This window comes from Rathayibacter sp. AC451 (genome assembly GCF_979253095.1).
The window spans coordinates 2,448,597-2,466,477 of record NZ_CEEDBD010000001.1; the positions used below are offsets into that span (position 1 = coordinate 2,448,597).

Consider the following 17,881-nt stretch of genomic DNA (forward strand, 5'->3'; position numbering starts at 1 on the left):
GACGCTCGCGCCCCTCCTCGTCGTAGCCGATGCCGCTGACGACGGCGCGCAGCGAGACCTCGACGTCCTCGAGCAGCGTCTCGACGAGCGGAGCCAGTCCGTCGGTGATCACCGCGTCCTCGCGCTCGGAGTCGTCGTCGAGCTCCTCCGCGGTGGTCGCGGCCGACGCGTCGCCGAGCCCGTACCAGGAGGAGAGCTCGGCCGCCGCCGCGCCCGTCGTGAGCGCCGCACCGCCGGCGAGGTGGGCCGCGACCCGCTCGGGCTCGCCGTCACCGCTGCCGGGCTCGGCCTCGGCGGGGTCGGCAGCACCGGATTCCGCGAACGCGACGGCGAGCGGCACGTCCTCGGACTGCTCGGCGCCCCACTCCAGCGCCCTGGTCAGCGCGTCGGCGCCGGTCGTGCCCGCGTCGACGACGGAGCCGTCCGCCGCGATCGAGCGGATCGTCGCCAGGTCGATCGGCGACGTCGTGACGCCGGCGTCGAGCACGCTCTCGCGCAGGGCGGGGCCCGCTCCGGCGAGCGCCCACGCTCCGCTGTCGACCGCCACGGGCCAGCCGTCCGGCTGCGAGGTGGCGATGCGACCGCCGGTGCGCTCGCGCGCCTCGACCAGGGTGACGTCGTAGCCGGCGTCGACGAGGCGGCGGGCGGCGACGGCTCCGGCGAGGCCGGCGCCGATGATCGCGATGCGCTCGCCGTCGGCCGCGATCGCGGCGATCTCGCCGGCCGCCCGCACGCCCGAGTTCCACGCCCCCTGCAGGGTGCCCGGCGCGGAGGAGTCGGTCGCCTCGCCCGCGAAGAACACCCGGTCGAGCACGTTCTGCGCGAGATCCTCGCGATGCTCGGGGGTCGCTCCGACGGGCAGGTAGGAGGTGCTGCCGAGCGCGTACGGGTCGGTGCCCCAGGCGGAGCGCACGAAGGCGGAGGGCGTCGGCACGGCGGTGGTGCTCGGCGTCGGCACCGGGGCCTCCGTCACGGAGCGGGTCGGCGTCGGACGCGGCGGAGTGCAGCCCGCGAGGACCAGGAGGCCGACCCCCGTGGCGGCTCCCGAGAGGAAGGTGCGGCGTCCGATCGTCATCCCCGACATCCTACGTTCTCGCCTCCGGGCGCGGCCCTCGGCTGCTGCGCCGCCCCCTGCCCGGAGGCGGGCGTCCGCCGCAAGGCCCGGCGGACGCCCCGCCGCGAGTGGTAGACCTGGACCCATGAGCAACGACATCCGCGAACTCGCCGAGGGCGAGAGCTACCTCGCCTTCTTCCAGGGCGGCCCCTTCGACGGGCAGACCGAGACCCGCGTCAGCACCGACGGCGGCTACGAGAAGGAGGTCGACGTCTACGCGGCCGTGGACGGCCAGGAGACGCACCTCGTCTACACCGCCGTCGCCGCGAAGGAGGTCGGCGAGTCGGTCCACGTGACCTTCACGCTCGACGCCCCCGACTCCGACCCGATCGAGGACCACGAGGACCGCGGCGGCGGATTCCAGTAGTCGCGACATTCCAGGGACGCCGTCCCGGCCTCGGCCGGGGCGGCGTCCCTCGTTCTCTGTGACGAAGCATGACGTCCCCCCTGCGGGTGTCATGGCGGCACGTCTACGATCGCCGCTGGAGCGGCCGAGCAGCGGGCGCCGGACGGAGACGACGATGCCCGCGACCACGACCCCCACGATCGGCGAGCAGTCCGCCGAGTTCACCACCGGATTCACCGCCGCCATCGGCGACGACCTCGCGGCCGTCTTCGCGGGCGAGCAGGCCGACCTCGTGTCGGCGGGCGTCCCCGACCACGCCGTGTCCGCGGGCGACGAGCTGCCGGACGCGACGGTCCTCACCGTCGACGGCGAGCCGGTCGCGCTCTCCTCCGCGCTCGGCGCCGGAGCCGCCGTGCTGGTGTTCTACCGCGGCGCCTGGTGCCCGTACTGCAACCTCACGCTGCGCCACTACGACGCCACCCTCGCCCCGGCGCTGCGCGAGCGCGGAGTCGCCTTCGTCGCGATCAGCCCGCAGAGCGCCGACGGCTCCCGCTCGACGGGCGACGGCGAGCTCGGCTTCACCGTCCTCTCGGACCCGGGCAACGCCCTCGCCGGGCGCCTGGGCATCGTGACCGCGCCCAGCGACGCCGCGATCGAGGCGCACACCTCCCTCGGCTTCGCGGTGAAGGACTCGAACGCGGACGAGACCCCCGCGATCCCCTTCCCCACCGTGCTCGTCGTCGATGCGGGGCGCGTCGTGCGCTTCGCCGACGTGCACGTCGACTACACGACGCGCACCGAGACGGCCGAGATCCTCGCGGCGGTCGACGACCTGGCCTGACCCCTGCCGGAGCGGGAGGGGGCTGTCAAGCCTCCCTCCCGCCCGGGCGTCCTCCCCATCCGGCTCCCTACTCTTCTTCGAAGCACCATCGACGCCGAGGGTCGGCGCCGGAAGGAGAACTCACCGATGACCGAGATCACCGCGCACCACGGACTCTTCAAGGACACGAACCTCCACGTCGACGACACGGGCGGATCGGGACGCCCGGTCGTCCTGATCCACGGCTGGCCCCTCTCGGGCGAGTCCTGGTCGGAGCAGGTCCCGGCGCTCACCGCGGCCGGCTACCGCGTCGTCAGCTACGACCGCCGCGGCTTCGGACGCAGCGACAAGCCGCTCACCGGCTACACCTACGACACCCTCACCGAGGACCTGCACGCGCTGCTCACCGAGCTCGACCTGCAGGACGTCACGCTCGTCGGCTTCTCGATGGGCGGCGGCGAGGTCGCCCGCTACTTCTCGAAGTACGGCACCGAGCGCCTGCGCAGCGTCGTGTTCGCGTCGGCCGTGCCGCCGTACCTGATGAAGGGCTCGGACAACCCGGACGGCCCGCTCGAGAAGTCCCAGGCCGCCGAGATGACGGCCGGTCTCACGAAGGACCAGGACGCGTTCTACGACGACTTCACGACCCAGTTCTTCTCGGCGGAGGGCACGCTCGTCGTGACGGAGCAGCAGCGCCAGGACGCGCTCGCGCTCGCGAAGCAGTCGTCGAAGGTCGCCGCGCTCGCCTGCATGACGGCGTTCGCGACCACGGACTTCCGCGAGGACCTGCCGCTCGTCACCGTCCCGACGCTCGTCATCCACGGCGACAGCGACGCGACCGTGCCGTTCGAGGGCTCGGGCGCGCGCACGCACGCGGCGATCCCCGGCTCCGAGCTGCACGTCGTCGAGGGCGGCCCCCACGGCGTCAACGTCAGCCACGCGGAGGAGTGGAACGCCCGCGTCCTCGAGTTCCTCGCGAAGTAGGCGGCGGCACCTCCTCCCCCTCGCTGATCGAGTAGGCCGCAGGCCGTCTCGAGATCCCGCCACTCCTTGAGACGCGGGTCTCGATACGCCCCTGCGGGGCTGCTCGACCAGCGAGGCGGGGCCGATCCCCCCTCTCCTGCTGATCGAGTAGGCCGCAGGCCGTCTCGAGATCCGCCCGCCCCCGGGGCTCAGCCCTTCTCGGCGCCCTCCGTCGTGTTCATGATCCGCTTCTGGAAGACGAAGAACAGCACCGCCACCGGGATCGACATCAGCACCGCCGCCGCCAACTGCAGCGGGTACTGGTTGCCCGTGCCCAGCTGCCCCGAGACGAGCGAGGCGACTCCGGTCGTCAGCGTGTTCAGCTCCGGCGACTGCCGCGAGACCACGAAGTGCGAGAACTCGTTCCACGAGCCCTGGAACGACAGGATGAACAGCGTCACGATCGCCGGCCGCGCCATCGGCACCACGATGGAGCGGAAGGTGCGGAACACGCCGGCCCCGTCGATCCGCGCGGCCTCCTCGATCGACAGCGGGATCGAGTCGAAGAACTGCTTCATGATGAAGATGCCCGCCGCGTCCACGATCAGCGGCACGATCATCCCGGCGTAGCTGTCGTACAGACCGAGCTGCTTGAGGATCAGGAACCGCGGGATCAGCAGCACGACCGCCGGCACGCTCATCACTCCGATGAACAGCGCGAACAGGAAGCCCCGCCCGCGGAAGTTCAGCCGCGACAGCGCGTAGCCCGCGAGCGAGTCGAAGAAGACGCGTCCGACGGTGACGAACACCGTCACGATGACCGAGTTCAGCGTCCACAGCGGCAGCGGCACATCGGTGAAGAGCCGCTCGTACGAGGCGAAGGACCAGGTCGCCGGGAGCAGCGACAGAGGGTTCGAGGTCGCGTCGGCGTCGGTCTTGAACGACGACGCGACCGAGATCAGGAACGGGTAGATGTACACGAGCGCCAGCGCGATCAGCAGCAGGTAGCCGCCGATCAGCGAGGCACGGCCGCGGGCCCCGAGGTGCACGCGGCGGCGCGGAGCGGCGCGGCCGGCGTCTCCTCGGCGGTGCGGGTGCCGGAGTCGATCAGGGTGCTCATCGCACACCTCCCGTGGTGAGGGTCGTGGCGGCGTCGGCCCGGGCGGCACGGCGGCGGGTGCGCGGCTCGCCCTTGTCGCGCAGCAGCGCCCGCTGCAGCAGCGTGAGCACGACGATGATGAAGAACAGGATGAACGCGATCGCCGCGCCCTGGCCCCAGCGGAGGTCCGTGAACGAGGACTCGTACGCGAGGAACGCGGGCGTGAGCAGCGTCTTGCCGGGCGAGCCCCCTCCGGTCAGGTAGATCTGGTCGAAGACCTGCCACGTGCCGATGAGGCCGAGGGTCAGCACCGTGAAGAGCGTCGGCTTGAGCATCGGCAGGGTGACCGAGAAGAACTTGCGCAGCGGCCCCGCCCCGTCCATCAGTGCGGCCTCGTCGATCTCGGCTCCGATGTTCTGCAGCGCCGCGAGGAACAGCAGCATGAAGGTGCCCGAGGTGGTGAAGATCGCCATCGTGATCAGCACGCACATCGCGACGGAGGGGCCCGACAGCCAGTCCCACCAGGTGAGGCCGAGCGGAGCAGCGGCGGCCAGCGGACCGGAGCCGTCGACGCCGACGGCGCCCAGCGCGCTGTGCAGGATCCCGGAGGGGTCCGCCATCCAGGTCGGACCGTCGGCGCCGAACCAGCCGAGCACCGCGTTCACGACGCCCGAAGCGCTGAAGAGGAACAGGAAGATCACGGTGATCGCGATCGAGGACGTGACGGAGGGGAAGTAGAAGGCGGTGCGGAAGAAGCCGCGCCCGCGGAGGATCCGCCGGTTCACCTGCACCGCGAGGAACAGCGCGAGGGCCGTCTGGAGCGGCACGACGAGCAGCACGTAGTAAAGGTTGTTGCGGATCGCAGTGCCGAAGTCCTTCTGCGCCAGGCCGGGCTCGGTGAGCACCGCCTGGTAGTTCTCTCCGCCGACGAACTGCGCGGTCGGTCCCAGCGGGGAGCCGAGGCCGTTCCAGTTGCTGACGCTGACCCACAGGGCGAGGCCGATGGGCAGCACGAGGAAGACGCCGATGACGAGGATCGCGGGGAGGGTGAAGAGCCAGCCGTAGCGGGCCTCGTGCCCGCGGATGCCGGAGCGGCGCCTGCGGGCGGGTGCGGGGGCGGTCATCGATGCGTCTCCTTCGACGTGTCGGGGGCGGTCTTCGTGAGGACCGCCGTGCCTCGGGGAGGAGGAGGGCCGGGGCGGGGAGCCCCGGCCCTCCTCGCGCGGCTACTTCGCGTTCGCGGTGTCGAGCGCGTCCTGCAGGTTCGTCTGCAGGTCGGCGAGGATCGCCTCCGGGTCGCCCGACGCCAGGCCCTCGAGGGCCGAGTTGAAGTCGGTGATCACGGTGGCAGCGCCCGCGAAGGCGACGGGGCTCACGGCGTAGTCGTTGCCGGTCACGAACGCGGCGTTCTCGGGGTACTTCGTCGCGTACTCCGCAGCACCCGACTCGGTCGAGGGGATCACGCCGAACGCGTCCGAGAAGGCGAGCTGCTGCTCGTCCGCGGTCAGGGACTCGACGAGCGACTGCGCCTGCTCCGCCGTCTCGCTGCCGACCGGGATGCCCCAGCAGTTGCTGAACGTGAAGGTCGACTTCCCGCCGGGGCCCGCGGGGAGCTCGGCGACGGTGTAGTTCACGTCCGGGTAGTCGGCCTCGAGCGCGCCGTTGATCCACGGACCCTCGACGACCATCGCCGCGGCGCCCTTGCCGAAGGCCTCACCGGCCCAGCCGGAGTCGAGGTCGGCGGGGAACTTCAGCGTCCCGTCGGTCAGCAGCTTCTTCACCTCGGTGAGTCCGGCCACGTTCTCGGGGGTGTCCGCGGTGACGGTCTCGCCGTCCTCGGACAGCAGCGAGCCGCCGGCCTGGTTCATGAAGGTGCCGATGCGCGCGTACTCGGCGCCGAAGGAGAGTCCGGTCACTCCGTTCGCGGTGAGCTTCGCCGCAGCCGACTCGAGGCCCGCCCAGTCGGTCGGGATGTCGGCGTCGGTGAGACCGGCGGCCGCCCAGAGGTCGGTGTTGATGACGAGACCCAGCGTCGAGAAGTCTTTCGGCTCGCAGTAGAACTGGTCGTCGTAGGTGAACGCCTCGCGCAGCGCCGGGTAGAACGCGTCGGCGTTGCCGGCGTCCTGGGCGTAGGGCTCGAGGTAGCGGTTGCTCGCGTAGGTCTGGAACTGGTCCCAGCTCATGTAGAAGAGGTCGGGCGGGTTGCCGCCCGAGAAGCCCTGGCCGAGCTGCTGGGTCAGATCGCTCGCGGCGACGACCTCGACGGTGGTGCCGTTCTCCTCGCCCCAGGCGTTCACGGCGTCGGTGACCGCGGTCGTCTCGGCGTCGCCGGACGATCCGATCATCACCGTGAGTCCGGCGTCGGACGACGAGTCGGAGGAGGAGCCGCCGCTCGAGCAGGCGGCGAGCGTGACCGCGAGGCCGCTCGCGAGGATCGCGGCACCCCAGCGTGCCGCGGTGGAGGTGGTTGTCATGGCCTGACCTTTCGTGATCGGGAGGCGCACCGGGAGGTGCTCGGGGCTGTGGGAGTCAGAGGTGGAGGGGGGTCCGCACGACGAGGTGCGGCTCGATGAGGCGGTGGGCCTCTCCGGCGGCGAGCTCGCGGTGCACGATGTCGTCGCCGTGCTCGCCGAGGAGCAGCTCGAGGGCGCCGGCGGCGACCGCACCGAGGTCCTGCTCGACGCTCGAGAGGCCGACGGCGGCCGCGACCGGGGTGTTGTCGAAGCCGACGATCGAGAGGTCCGGGCGCCCGACGGCGACGGCGGCCATCGAGGCGCCGAGCGCGAGGGAGTCCGACACGCAGACCAGACCGTCGACCGCGGGGTTCGCCTCGAGGAACGCGATCGCGGCGGACCGCGCCTGCTGCACGTCGTCCTCCGCCTCGGCCTGCAGCAGCGCGACTCCGGGGAACCGCTCCCCCATCACCCGCTCCCAGCCGCTGCGGCGGTCGTCGCCGGTCGCGGATCCGCTCGGCCAGCCGAAGAACGCGAGCGTCTCGCATCCCTCGTCGGCGAGGTGGCGGCTGGCCTGCTCGACCCCGGAGGCGCCGTCGACGTCGACCCAGAGGTGCTGCGGATCGCCCTGATCGTCCAGTCCCCAGGGGCGCCCGAAGGTGACGAAGGGCACGCCCTGCTGGCGGAGCCACGCGGTGCGCGGGTCGCCGTAGAAGGTCGAGGTGAGGACGAAGGCGTCCACGTCGGCCCCGTCGCGGAGCCGTCCGATCTGCGCGATCTCGTCCTCGGGGGTGCTCGCCGTGTAGAGCAGGATCCGCATGCCGCGGGCGTCCGCCTGCTCGGTGACCGCGTGGAGGAACCGGTCGAGCAGGCTGCCCGAGATGCCGTCGAGCACCCGGTCCATCCGGACCCCGATGGTGCCCGACTTGCGGGTGCGCAGGCGGCGGGCGGAGGCGTGCGGCCGGTACTTGAGATCGGCGATCGCCTTCTCGACGCGCTCGCGGGTGGCCGGACGCACGATCGACGGGCTGTTGAGCACGTTCGAGACGGTCTGGCGTGAGACGCCGGCAGCGCGGGCGACGTCCTCGACGGTCGGCAGTGCCATGCGTCCTCCTCGACGGGTCCCGGTGCTTTGATCGTTCAAATCGTGCGCGGACCGCTGATTTGATCGATCCAATCTGAGTGCTACATTACCTCCGACCGCGGTGCTGTCAACCGGCAGCCACCGACGGACCGATCCCCCGGGCGCCGCACGACGCGCCCCGCACCGACGATTCAGTGAGGAGTCGACCGTGACGACCGAGCGCGACGACCGCAGCAGCACGCCCCTCCAGCCCCTCCTCCACGAGGCCGTCGTCCTCCTCCGCGCGCCCTCGCAGCTGTGGTGCGACGAGGCCGGAGAGGTCGGCGGGCAGCCGATCCACGGGCTGTACCACGGCGACGTCCGGGTCCTCGCTGGCGCGGCCCTCCTCGTCGGCGGACTCCCCCTCGAGCCGATCTCGGCGGGTCGCGACGGCGCCTCCTCCGCCCGCTTCACCGGCCTCGCCCGGCGCCTCGACGACGCCGCGGCCGACCCGCGCTTCCGCGTGGTCCGCTCGCGCACGGTCGCCGCCGGGTCGCTCCGCGAGAGCATCCGGCTCGAGTCGGCTCTGCCCGACGCCGTCGCCACCCGTCTCGAGCTCGCGCTCGAGCCCGACTTCTCGCTCGTGCACGTGGTGAAGGCCGGGCTGCGCGGCGATGCCGACGTCCGCACCGAGGCGGGCGACGGCTCCGTCGTCTGGACCTCGGGCAGCACCCGCGCCGACGTGCGCGCCCCGGGCGCCTCGATCGCGGCGGGATCGACCACGACCCTCGCGTGGGACGTCGTGGTCCCCGCCCACGGCGCCGTGGAGGTGGAGTGGAGCATCGCGATGGAGGACTCGGCCGCCGTCGTCGCTGGGGCCCCCGGACCCGCGGAGTGGAGCGGCACGACGGTCGACGCGGGCGACTCGCGGCTCGCCTCCTGGTGCCGGGTCGCCCTCGACGACCTCGACGCGCTGCGGATGGTCACCGTCGACCGCCCCGACGAGCCGTTCCTCGCCGCCGGAGCGCCCTGGTTCTTCACCCTCTTCGGCCGCGACTCGATCTGGGCGGCGCGGATGCTGCTCCCGCTCGGCACCGGCATCGCCGGGTCGACCCTGCGCGTGCTCGCGGGGCTCCAGGGCACCGAGCACGTGGCCGGCACCGCCGAGCAGCCCGGCAAGATCATGCACGAGCTGCGCTCGACGACCCTCGAGATCCCGGGAGAGGGCGTCTCGCTCCCGCCGCTCTACTTCGGCACCGTCGACGCCACGGCGCTCTGGGTCTGCCTGCTGCACGACGCCTGGCGCTGGGGGCTCCCCGACTCCGAGGTCGAGGCGCTGCTGCCCGCTCTCGAGGCGGCGCTGCGCTGGCTCCGCGACTCCGGTGACTCCGACGGCGACGGCCTGCTCGAGTACGTCGACACCACCGGTCACGGCCTGGCCAACCAGGGCTGGAAGGACTCGGGGGACTCGATCCAGTGGCGCGACGGCTCCCTCGCCGAGGGTCCGATCGCGCTCTGCGAGGTGCAGGCCTACGCCTACGAGGCGGCCATCGGAGGCGCGGCGCTGCTCGACCGGTTCGGCCGCGACGGCTCCGACTGGCGCGAGTGGGCCGCCGCGCTCAAGACCCGCTTCGCCGAGTCGTTCTGGATCGACACGGCCGACGGCGGCTACCCCGCCATCGCCCTGGATGCGCAGAAGCGCCCCGTCGACACCGTCACGAGCAACATCGGCCACCTGCTGGGCACCGGCATCCTGGCCCCCGACCGCGCCGCGCGCGTGGCCGAGCTGCTCGTCTCGCCGGAGCTCTCGTCCGGCTACGGCCTGCGCACGATGTCGACCGACTCCGACGGCTACTGGCCGCTCTCGTACCACGGAGGCACCGTCTGGGCGCACGACACCGCCATCGCCGTGACGGGGCTCGCCCGCGACGGCTTCGGCGCCGAGGCGACGACGCTCGCGCGCGGCCTCCTCGCCGCCGCCGAGGGCTTCGGCTACCGGATGCCCGAGCTGCACTCCGGCGACTCCGCCGACGTATCGCCCGCACCCGTGCCCTACCCCGCGGCCTGCCGCCCGCAGGCCTGGTCGGCGGCATCGGCCGTCGCCGTGCTGTCGGCCGCGCTCGGCCTCGCTCCGGGCGGGGAGACGCTGGTCGTCGCTCCGCTCTCGCCGGCACTCGCGGGACCGATCCGGGTCGACGGGATCCGCCACCGCGGCTCCCTCGTGCCGGTCGACTGGGACGGGCGCCTCTGAGGAGACGGCTGGCGACCGGGTCGCGGCTGCGCGACGGGGTCGCACCGGGCAGCCGTCAGGGCAGTCGCGCCACCACCGCGCGCGCGATCGTGCGCCCCGAGCGGTTCGCCCCGATCGTCGAGGCGGTCGGGCCGTAGCCCGCGAAGAACACCCGCGGATCGGTGAGGGACGCCCCGTCGGCCACCGCCACTCCGCCCTCGCGCTCGCGCAGGCCGAGCAGCGCGAGATGGCGCAGCTCGGGGCGGAACCCCGTCGCCCAGATGATCGCGTCGGCGCGGGTGAAGCTCCCGTCGGGCCAGCGCACCCCGTCCTCCTCGATCGAGCGGAACACGCCGCGCTCGCGGAGCACCCCGCGCTCGATGCCGGCCACGACGCGTCGGGTGCGCTGCACGCCCGTGCCGCCGACGATGCTCGGGAGGGCGCGGCCCTCGCGGGCGGCCCGGTCCTGCTCGCGCACCGCCTCGACCGCCGACTCGAGGGCGAGCTGCTCGCCGTCGCGGTAGTCGACCGGGCGGCGCGTCGCCCAGGTGACGGTGCGGGCGACGCGCTCGAGCTCGAGCAGGAAGCCGATCGCCGACGTGCCGCCGCCCACCACGACGACCTGCTTCCCCGCGAAGTCCTCGGCGCGCACGTACTCGGTGGTGTCGATCTGCACGCCCCGGAACCGGTCGCGGCCGGGGTAGTAGGGCACGAAGGGCGAGCCCCACGTGCCGGTCGCGTTCACGACGATCCGAGCGTGCTCGACCCCGCGGTCGGTCTCGATCACGAGAGCGGAGGAGCGGTCGCCCGGCGTCGCACTCGTGACGCTGCGCACCGCCTCCGGCCGGCGCACGGCCAGCTCGTAGGCGTCCTCGTAGCGCGCGTAGTACTCGCGGACCACGTCGCGGGCGGGGCGGCGACGGTCGGCAGTGGCGAAGGAGAAGCCGATGCGGTCCATCCCGGGCAGGTCGTGCACGCGGTGCGCCGACCCCAGCCGCAGGGCCTCCCAGCGGAACTGCCAGGCACCTCCCGGCCACGGTCCCCGGTCGAGCACGGCGACGTCGCGACCGGGCTCGAGGCCGAGTCTGCGCAGGTAGTAGGCGACCGCGAGGCCCGCCTGACCGGCGCCGATGACGACGACCGGGCGCGGATCGGGGGTGGTGTCCACGCCGCTCCCCACGTCCTCGAGGGGCGGTCGCTGCCGGGATGCCGGAGCCCCGGAGTGGCGTGTGCCCCGTCTGCTAAACTACCGGGTAGATTTCACTGTTCTCAGTTCGGGCTCTTCTCCATCCGCTCGGACCGATCACAACCTGTTCTGTCAATCACACATCCAGCCGGCTTCATCGCCCGTCTGGCCTGTCATCGTGAGGGGGTCACCCATGGGGCGCGGCCGTCAGAAGGCGAAGAACACCAAGATCGCCCGGGAGCTGAAGTCGTTCAGCCCGGCGGTCGATTACAGTGCGCTCGAGCGCGAGCTCAGCCACCCGGACGAGCCGGACTACTCGAAGTGGATCGACGCCGAGGACGACGGCGACGACACCGACTTCGTCGAGGAGCAGCACCAGAAGCGTGCGTGACGCGCAGTCGTCGTCGGGGTCGTCCGGTTCGGACGGCCCCGATCTGCGTTCGGGCACCGAGCCGCCGATCGGCGAGGGCACCGCGTCCGCGGCCCGCGTCGAGCAGCTGTCGACCCGCATCGCCTACGAGACACCGTGGATCCGCGTGCGCGAGGACGAGGTGCTCTGGCCGGGCGGGAGCACGGGCGTCTACTCGGTCGTCGAGCGCGACGACTACGCCCTCGTGCTGCCGCGCGAGGGCGAGGGCTTCTGGCTCGTCGAGCAGTTCCGCTACCCGATCGGGCGCCGGGCGTGGGAGTTCCCGGCCGGCGGCTGGCCGCACGGCTCCCCCGGCGGCGACCCGCTCGCCCTCGCCGCCGCCGAGCTGCGGGAGGAGACCGGGCTGCGCGCGGGACGCCTCCGGCACCTGGGGCGCCTGAGCGAGGCCTACGGCTTCGTGTCGCAGGCGGTCGACGTGTTCCTCGCGGAGGAGCTCGAGCACGGCGAGCACGCGCGCGAGGCGACCGAGTCCGACATGGAGCAGCGGTGGTTCTCCGACCACGAGGTCGCGGAGCTCGTCCGTTCGGGCGGAATCGTCGAGACGGCCGCCGTCGCGGCGCTCGGGCTGTTCTGGATGGACCGCGGGCTCGTCCCGTGATCCGCGCGATGTCGGTGGTCACCGGCATGCTCGGCGGATGACTCCGCCGCCCCCGCCGCGGACCCCCGCCGTGCCGCTCCCCGTGTGGCGGTCCGAGCGCCGCGGCCGCGACCTCGACGAGGCCCGCGCCTTCTACGAGCAGGGGTACAACGGCTCCGGCTTCCGCGCCGAGCGCTCCACGACGCCGTTCGCCTACCGCTACGCGACGACCGGCGAGGGCCCGGTGAGCCTGCACTCCGCGTCGTTCCTCGGCCACGTGCGCGGATCCGTCGAGCCCGCGGGCATCTACGTGGTGCTCTGGCTGACCCAGGGCCGCGCCGTCGTCGATCTGGGGCGCGACGACAACCGGCTCGTCGTCGGGCGGCCCGCCGTGTTCCCGACGGGCCGCCCCTTCGGCTTCGAGGCGCACGAGTACCGGGACGCGCTCGTCCACTTCGAGGCCGCCTACCTCGAGCGCGCGGCCGCCGAGCTGCACGGCACCGAGCCGGGGCCGATCCTGTTCGCCCCCGTCGCGAGCGATCCGGCGCCCTGGTGGGCTGCGGTGCGCGGGCTGCGCGACACCCTGGCCGTCGCCGACGCGCCCACCACGCTGCAGCGCGATTCCGCCTCGCGCTTCGCGGCGCAGGCCGTGCTGCGCACCTTCGTCCACCGCGTCGTGCCGCTCCCCGTCACTCCGCCGACCGTGAGCGCCCGGCGCCTGCGCCGAGCGGTCGAGTTCCTCCATGCGAACGCCGACCTCCCGCTCGGAATCGCGGACATCGCCGAGGCCGCCGGGCTCTCGACCCGCGGACTCCAGCTGGCCTTCCAGCGCTCCTTCGCCACCACTCCGCGCCACTACCTCCGCGGCGTGCGCCTCGAACGCGCGCGTGACGAGTTGAGCGCCGCTGCTCCCGGCGAGCTCGTCGTCGGCGACGTCGCCGCCCGCTGGGGCTTCGTGAACGCCGGGCGCTTCGCCCAGCACTACGCCCGCCGCTTCGGCGAGCTCCCGCGCCAGACGCTGCGACGCTGATCCCCTGCTGCTGCCGGTGGGCGGTGAGCGGCCGAACGAGGTGCGCGCAGGCGGCGACCTGTGATCTGCTGAGCGCGCACGCTTGAACTCTTCGGAACTTCTTCCGCCTGCCAGCGATCCATCGCGTCGCCGCCCCCCTCTTGAAGGAGTCTCATGGAGCACCACGACATCCAGCAGCCGCCTGCCCGACCGTTGACGCGCCGGTCGATGACCGGATTGGCGTGGAGTGCCCCGGTCATCGCTCTCTCCGTCGCCACCCCTGCTTCCGCCGCGAGTGCGCCCGCCTCGATGCCCGGTCTGCGATTCGTCCAGTCGGAGATCCACGCGGCTCCTGGCGCCACCTTCTCCATCCAGCTCACCTATCGTGGCGCTGCGGGCCAGGTGACCGACGACTTCCTCATGCTCAGCACCGGCCCGACCAGCACAAACGGCTACGCAGGTCCGGATGATCCCGGCCCTGGCCTTGGACTGGGCCTCGCCAGCGCGTACAGCACTCCCGGGGTGCTCGATACCACGGCATACGCCCCGACCGATGCCACGGGTCTCGCCACTTTCACCGGCACGCTCGCCCCCTGGGCCAGACCCGGCGACGTCTACGACCTCAATTCCTACGAGCCCGGGTTCGGTGGCGAACGCATCGACGGTTACGTCTGGGTCACCTGACCCTCCACAGGACAGGGCTTCCTGAGCAGCCACGATTCTCCAGTCCGGCTTCAGCGTCCTCCCCGCTCGAATGACCCGGGACATGATCACGACACGGAGCGGTGCGAGAACGACGACACCGGACGAAGCTGCTCACATTCGGTTGATACCTCGAAAACTCGCGATATCTCTCGACGCCCCGGAGGCGTCCGGCGAACCACCCCCTACCGAAACAGCTGACTGAAACCTCCGATTTGCCCCGACCAGGCAATCTCGGATCACGATGGACGAAACGCACCTGAGCGGGCATGTACAAGATGACCGCACTTCTCAGGGGGCATCATGACCGACCAGCTCGACAACCGACTCGACTCCGCAGGACGCCGACCGACCGACGACGTGCGCGTGAGGATCGCTCTTCACGCTCTCGTTGAGGATCGTGCGGCATCCGCACGGATGCGGCCGCGCCGGCGCCTCGGCCCCGCCGTCGCCTCGGCCCCGCCGTCGCCATCGGCCTGGCCCTTGGAGTGCTGGGGACGGGAGCCGCAGCAGCTTCGCAGTGGGCACCATGGACGTACGTCACCGAGCCGGACGTCGTGTTCTCGAGAGAGTGGTTCGACGTGGAAGGCCGCGCTCTGGGCTCCTGCGAGACCCATTTCGCGACCGACTCGCTCTCCGGCGACGAGCGCGCTGCCACCCAGGCCTACTTGAAAGCTCTCGACGTCGACTCCTTGCAGCCCGACCCGGAGTTCATCGCCAGCCGGCTGCTCGCCGTGGGACGACCGGACGACCTCGGCCGGTTGGTCGCGGGTGCGGACATCGAGGACTTCAACGTGCACAACGACGGGGAAGTGTGGACCGGGCCGATCGCGTCCGACGCCCGGATTCTGCAAGACGGTCTCACGCAGGTGGTGTTCAACTCGCTGACGGCCGATCTCGTGACCCAGTGGCCCGACCTCGCCAACACCCTCCAGAGCAACTCCGAGACGCAGTGCTCCACCGATGCACTCCCCACCGACACTGACAGCCGATGAACCGGTCCCACGTCGAATCGGTGCTGACAGAGACAGCAGCAGACCTCCTCGGCTACTTCCTCCACCGCACCACCGACCCCCAAGACGCCGCCGACCTCGTCGGAGAGACACTCTCGGAAGCCTGGCGAGTCGCACGACGCTTGCCGGACGACAGCGAAAAGGCACGTATGTGGCTGTTCGGAGTGGCCCGCAACGTCCTCCGCCATCACGATCGAGGTCGGATCCGACGTGACGCTCTCCTGTCGACCCTCGGGCACACCATCTCGGAGGTCACCGCGGACACCCTCGACCAGGATCTCGACGTCCGTCTCGCCCTCACCAAAATCTCCGCTGGACACGCCGAGCTGATTCGCCTCATCCACTGGGACGGATTCACGCTCGAGCAAGCGGCGGCGCACCTGGGCATCCCAGCGTCGACGACTCGGAGTCGTTACGCGCGCGCCAAGGAACTCCTCCGCATACACCTCACCACCACAGTCGACCAGGAAGCCGCTTCGAGCGAACGATAGCCGCCCCCAATCCGACGCTCGGCGACGTCACGTCGTTGCGGTCCCTACCGGGCGCCCGGACGGCAGTGGGTAGTTCTACCGTCCGGACGACGATCCCGATACGGGACAGCTCGCCGAGTCTCCTCGTGGCGCGGCTAACGGGCGGGGATGATCAAGCGGATGCCGATGAGCACGAGCCCCGCCGCCACCGCCGCTGCGCCGAAGGCGACGGCGGCAGTGGCACCCACTGACCCTGAGGTGAGCGAGCCGATGAGGGTCAGTGCCGCACCGACGATCAGAAGGACGGCGGCGTACGCGTTGCCGAGCGTGCGATTGGTCATAGCCGGAAGGTAGTGCCAAGCGTTGCGCGTGAGACACACAGTTCGCGCGCTCTGCGCTCGGTTCGCGAAACGATCTGAGGCTTCGCATTACGACGGAGCGCTGTCCGGACATGTCCACAGTGAAGGGCGATCACTGAGGGGGAACGACATGGATGACATCGATGAGCGGGTGCGTCGAGCTGCACCGCCGGCGTTGGGGTCGGATCCGGGGAACGCGGCGCAGGCGCGGGCGATCGCTCGCGCCGTCGCGGACGAGCGCCGTCCGCGACGCTTCCGGCTGCGGTCCGGTCTCGGCGTCGCGGCCCTGAGCATCGGGCTCGTGGGCGTCGGGACAACGGCCGCGGTCGCCGGGCCGACTCTGCTGAGCTGGGTCGGCTGGGCTCCGGATGCCGCCGTGCAACGCACCTTCGAGCTCAGCGCAGGAAGCGACGTCGGTCTCTGCGCCGTCGTCGCGCGCGTCGTCCCCGAGTACGGCGGACAGCTCTCGGACGCCGAGGTGAACGAGCGCACCGAGGAAGCCCGTGACTTCCTGGCCGGATACGACTGGTCTCCCCTCGTGACGGCGATCACCGTCCAGGACATCGACACCGGACTGGTCGAGGAGCAGGCCGAGCGGCAGGCGCTGAAGGAACGGATCGCGGCCGAGGGCGGGAACCCGGGCGACGTTCCCGATGCGGATCGCGGGGTCGTCGCGAGCACGCTGATGGGCGACGAGATCTCCCGCGTGTTCGAGGATGCCGGCCACCTGGCCGGCGGCGTCTCACTCGAGATGGCGGGCCAGTGCGGCGCCGGGGGTGCCGAGTGATGGGGAGGAGGCGCCGCGATCACCGGGAGGCGACTCTCGAGGGCCTGCACGACGCCAACGCAGCCGACCTCCTCAGCTACTTCGGCCGGCGCGTCAGCGTCCAGGCCGATGCCGCTGATCTGCTCAGCGAGACGTTCGTCGTCGCCTGGCGACGCATCGACCAGCTGCCCTCCGATCCGGAGCAGGCGCGGATGTGGCTGTTCGGAGTCGCCCGCCGACTCCTCGCCAACGCAGCCCGCGGAACGCTCCGACACGCCGAACTCACCCTCAAGCTGCGCCAGCACCTCGAAACCCAGCCCATCGAACCGACCGATACCGCGACCCTCGACGTGCAGGACGCACTCGACCAGTTGCCCCCCGACCAGAGCGAGCTCGTGCGTCTGATCCTCTGGGACGGCTTCACCCTCCCCCAAGCCGCCGCGATCCTCGGGGTCAGCACGTCGACTGCGCACGGACGACACCAACGCGCCCGCAACACACTCCGTGAACTCCTCCGCCCCGACTCACCTATTGCAGCGCCGACTCCGCGACGAGGAAGGATCAGTACGACGTGAGCTGAGGCGGCGCCAGCGATGACCGGAGAGCCATCCCCATACGGGACCCCGATCGGGTGATCGCGGAAGGATGGAGTTCCCTCGCGAGCTGTCCTTTCGCCCGCGCGTGACGACTGCGAGCGGTCAACGCAGTGAGTCGGAGGATCGCGGCGGCCTCCGCGATGGTGAACCCTTCCCCGTGCACGAGGGTGACGAGGTCGCGCTGCTGCGAGGGGAGCGCTACGGCCGCTGCTCTGACGGCTTCCGTGTCCGGGGCGTCCGAACCAGCAGGCGGATTCTCGAGGTGGAGGCGGAGCCGTTCAGCGAGCGCGCACCGGCGACCACGACGCCGCACGTGGTTCTCGAGCACCCGACCGGCCGAGCGCCGCCGTTCCCGGCGAGCTCGTCGTCGGCGACGTCGCCGCCCGCTGGGGCTTCGTGAACACCGGGCGCTTCGCCCAGCACTACGCCCGCCGCTTCGGCGAGCTCCCGCGCCAGACGCTGCGGCGCTGATCGCGACCGCGGACACCGTGTCCGCTTCCGGACGTGTCCTGAAGCGGATCTTGTCCCCCCGGGGTGGGGCACAGACACTGAGACCGCCACGCCGCACCCCGACGGCACACGTGGCGCCCACCCGGCTCTCCCCCTGCCGCGCACCGCGCACCGCAGGCCCTCTTCGGCGCGCCTCCGCAGAACCCGTCCTCCGGATCGGCGCCCGAGCACCCGC

19 protein-coding genes and 1 pseudogene are annotated in these 17,881 nt (G+C 71.8%); 12 read left to right on the plus strand and 8 right to left on the minus strand.

What is annotated here, in order from left to right:
- Positions 1-16: 16 nt before the first annotated feature.
- Positions 17-1,213: pseudogene (locus tag AC0CID_RS11710) on the minus strand (FAD-dependent oxidoreductase); the annotation flags it as partial.
- Here AC0CID_RS11710 and AC0CID_RS11715 point away from each other — a divergent pair.
- The 3 genes from AC0CID_RS11715 to AC0CID_RS11725 all read left to right on the plus strand — a co-directional run bounded on the left by AC0CID_RS11715 (position 1,200) and on the right by AC0CID_RS11725 (position 3,264).
- Complete coding sequence (locus tag AC0CID_RS11715; protein WP_055789301.1) at positions 1,200-1,481, plus strand: hypothetical protein; 282 nt, start codon at positions 1,200-1,202, stop codon at positions 1,479-1,481. The pseudogene AC0CID_RS11710 and the gene AC0CID_RS11715 sit on opposite strands and share 14 nt — an antisense overlap.
- Positions 1,482-1,635: 154 nt before the next feature.
- Positions 1,636-2,301, plus strand: coding sequence for a peroxiredoxin-like family protein (locus AC0CID_RS11720; protein ID WP_465226946.1), 666 nt, complete (start codon positions 1,636-1,638; stop codon positions 2,299-2,301).
- A gap of 126 nt (positions 2,302-2,427) precedes the next feature.
- Positions 2,428-3,264, plus strand: a complete 837-nt coding sequence (locus tag AC0CID_RS11725; RefSeq protein ID WP_207403608.1) for an alpha/beta fold hydrolase — start codon at positions 2,428-2,430, stop codon at positions 3,262-3,264.
- A 188-nt stretch (positions 3,265-3,452) separates the two neighbouring features.
- On the opposite strand, the gene AC0CID_RS11730 is transcribed toward AC0CID_RS11725, so the two are convergent.
- From AC0CID_RS11730 to AC0CID_RS11745, 4 genes are all read right to left on the minus strand, one after another.
- A complete protein-coding gene (locus AC0CID_RS11730) occupies positions 3,453-4,292 on the minus strand; it encodes a carbohydrate ABC transporter permease (RefSeq protein ID WP_465226947.1) in 840 nt (279 codons plus the stop codon).
- Positions 4,293-4,359: 67 nt separating this feature from the next.
- Positions 4,360-5,466, minus strand: coding sequence for a carbohydrate ABC transporter permease (locus tag AC0CID_RS11735; protein ID WP_465226948.1), 1,107 nt, complete (start codon positions 5,464-5,466; stop codon positions 4,360-4,362).
- 102 nt (positions 5,467-5,568) lie between these two features.
- Positions 5,569-6,816, minus strand: coding sequence for a sugar ABC transporter substrate-binding protein (locus tag AC0CID_RS11740; RefSeq protein WP_465226949.1), 1,248 nt, complete (start codon positions 6,814-6,816; stop codon positions 5,569-5,571).
- A 55-nt stretch (positions 6,817-6,871) separates the two neighbouring features.
- Positions 6,872-7,900, minus strand: a complete 1,029-nt coding sequence (locus tag AC0CID_RS11745; protein ID WP_465226950.1) for a LacI family DNA-binding transcriptional regulator — start codon at positions 7,898-7,900, stop codon at positions 6,872-6,874.
- 187 nt (positions 7,901-8,087) lie between these two features.
- Here AC0CID_RS11745 and AC0CID_RS11750 point away from each other — a divergent pair, with 187 nt between their 5' ends.
- Positions 8,088-10,109: a glycogen debranching N-terminal domain-containing protein gene (locus AC0CID_RS11750; protein WP_465226951.1), complete on the plus strand. Its 2,022-nt coding sequence runs from the start codon at positions 8,088-8,090 to the stop codon at positions 10,107-10,109.
- 55 nt (positions 10,110-10,164) lie between these two features.
- Here the strand turns inward: AC0CID_RS11750 and AC0CID_RS11755 are convergent, their stop codons facing one another.
- Complete coding sequence (locus tag AC0CID_RS11755; protein WP_465226952.1) at positions 10,165-11,256, minus strand: FAD-dependent oxidoreductase; 1,092 nt, start codon at positions 11,254-11,256, stop codon at positions 10,165-10,167.
- Positions 11,257-11,467: 211 nt separating this feature from the next.
- On the opposite strand from AC0CID_RS11755, the gene AC0CID_RS11760 reads away from it, so the two are divergent.
- The 6 genes from AC0CID_RS11760 to AC0CID_RS11785 all read left to right on the plus strand — a co-directional run bounded on the left by AC0CID_RS11760 (position 11,468) and on the right by AC0CID_RS11785 (position 15,496).
- Positions 11,468-11,665, plus strand: coding sequence for a DUF3073 domain-containing protein (locus tag AC0CID_RS11760; RefSeq protein WP_055789263.1), 198 nt, complete (start codon positions 11,468-11,470; stop codon positions 11,663-11,665).
- Complete coding sequence (locus tag AC0CID_RS11765) at positions 11,658-12,302, plus strand: NUDIX domain-containing protein (protein ID WP_465226953.1); 645 nt, start codon at positions 11,658-11,660, stop codon at positions 12,300-12,302. The genes AC0CID_RS11760 and AC0CID_RS11765 overlap by 8 nt, the downstream gene beginning before the upstream one ends.
- Before the next feature lie 37 nt (positions 12,303-12,339).
- Complete coding sequence (locus AC0CID_RS11770) at positions 12,340-13,311, plus strand: helix-turn-helix transcriptional regulator (RefSeq protein ID WP_465226954.1); 972 nt, start codon at positions 12,340-12,342, stop codon at positions 13,309-13,311.
- A gap of 153 nt (positions 13,312-13,464) precedes the next feature.
- Positions 13,465-13,974 carry a hypothetical protein gene (locus AC0CID_RS11775; RefSeq protein WP_465226955.1) on the plus strand — a complete coding sequence of 170 codons (510 nt, stop codon included), beginning with the start codon at positions 13,465-13,467 and terminating at the stop codon, positions 13,972-13,974.
- Between the two features lie 575 nt (positions 13,975-14,549).
- A complete protein-coding gene (locus tag AC0CID_RS11780) occupies positions 14,550-14,987 on the plus strand; it encodes a hypothetical protein (RefSeq protein ID WP_465226956.1) in 438 nt (145 codons plus the stop codon).
- Entirely contained in the window at positions 14,984-15,496 is a 513-nt protein-coding gene (locus tag AC0CID_RS11785) for an RNA polymerase sigma factor (protein ID WP_465226957.1), read from the plus strand. The genes AC0CID_RS11780 and AC0CID_RS11785 overlap by 4 nt, the downstream gene beginning before the upstream one ends.
- 134 nt (positions 15,497-15,630) lie before the next feature.
- Here the strand turns inward: AC0CID_RS11785 and AC0CID_RS11790 are convergent, their stop codons facing one another.
- On the minus strand, positions 15,631-15,816 hold the full coding sequence (locus AC0CID_RS11790) for a hypothetical protein (protein ID WP_465226958.1): 186 nt from the start codon (positions 15,814-15,816) through the stop codon (positions 15,631-15,633).
- A 148-nt stretch (positions 15,817-15,964) separates the two neighbouring features.
- Between AC0CID_RS11790 and AC0CID_RS11795 the strand changes: the two genes are divergently transcribed.
- Complete coding sequence (locus AC0CID_RS11795) at positions 15,965-16,621, plus strand: hypothetical protein (protein ID WP_465226959.1); 657 nt, start codon at positions 15,965-15,967, stop codon at positions 16,619-16,621.
- Positions 16,621-17,175 (plus strand): RNA polymerase sigma factor, encoded by a 555-nt coding sequence (locus tag AC0CID_RS11800; protein ID WP_465226960.1) that lies wholly within the window; start codon positions 16,621-16,623, stop codon positions 17,173-17,175. The genes AC0CID_RS11795 and AC0CID_RS11800 overlap by 1 nt, the downstream gene beginning before the upstream one ends.
- Here AC0CID_RS11800 and AC0CID_RS11805 read toward each other — a convergent pair.
- The gene (locus AC0CID_RS11805) at positions 17,162-17,818 is read right to left on the minus strand and encodes an RNA polymerase sigma factor (RefSeq protein ID WP_465226961.1); all 657 of its coding nucleotides are present in this window, start codon (positions 17,816-17,818) and stop codon (positions 17,162-17,164) included. The two genes, AC0CID_RS11800 and AC0CID_RS11805, sit on opposite strands and share 14 nt — an antisense overlap.
- Positions 17,819-17,881 lie beyond the last annotated feature (63 nt).

Excerpts from the sequence above, each read along its gene's own strand:
- AC0CID_RS11715 (WP_055789301.1), top strand. The coding sequence starts at position 1,200 with ATGAGCAACGACATCCGCGAACTCGCCGAGGGCGAGAGCTACCTCGCC.
- AC0CID_RS11720 (WP_465226946.1), top strand. The coding sequence starts at position 1,636 with ATGCCCGCGACCACGACCCCCACGATCGGCGAGCAGTCCGCCGAGTTC.
- AC0CID_RS11725 (WP_207403608.1), top strand. The coding sequence starts at position 2,428 with ATGACCGAGATCACCGCGCACCACGGACTCTTCAAGGACACGAACCTC.
- AC0CID_RS11735 (WP_465226948.1), bottom strand. The coding sequence starts at position 5,466 with ATGACCGCCCCCGCACCCGCCCGCAGGCGCCGCTCCGGCATCCGCGGG.
- AC0CID_RS11740 (WP_465226949.1), bottom strand. The coding sequence starts at position 6,816 with ATGACAACCACCTCCACCGCGGCACGCTGGGGTGCCGCGATCCTCGCG.
- AC0CID_RS11745 (WP_465226950.1), bottom strand. The coding sequence starts at position 7,900 with ATGGCACTGCCGACCGTCGAGGACGTCGCCCGCGCTGCCGGCGTCTCA.
- AC0CID_RS11760 (WP_055789263.1), top strand. The coding sequence starts at position 11,468 with ATGGGGCGCGGCCGTCAGAAGGCGAAGAACACCAAGATCGCCCGGGAG.
- AC0CID_RS11770 (WP_465226954.1), top strand. The coding sequence starts at position 12,340 with ATGACTCCGCCGCCCCCGCCGCGGACCCCCGCCGTGCCGCTCCCCGTG.
- AC0CID_RS11775 (WP_465226955.1), top strand. The coding sequence starts at position 13,465 with ATGGAGCACCACGACATCCAGCAGCCGCCTGCCCGACCGTTGACGCGC.
- AC0CID_RS11785 (WP_465226957.1), top strand. The coding sequence starts at position 14,984 with ATGAACCGGTCCCACGTCGAATCGGTGCTGACAGAGACAGCAGCAGAC.
- AC0CID_RS11790 (WP_465226958.1), bottom strand. The coding sequence starts at position 15,816 with ATGACCAATCGCACGCTCGGCAACGCGTACGCCGCCGTCCTTCTGATC.
- AC0CID_RS11795 (WP_465226959.1), top strand. The coding sequence starts at position 15,965 with ATGGATGACATCGATGAGCGGGTGCGTCGAGCTGCACCGCCGGCGTTG.
- AC0CID_RS11800 (WP_465226960.1), top strand. The coding sequence starts at position 16,621 with ATGGGGAGGAGGCGCCGCGATCACCGGGAGGCGACTCTCGAGGGCCTG.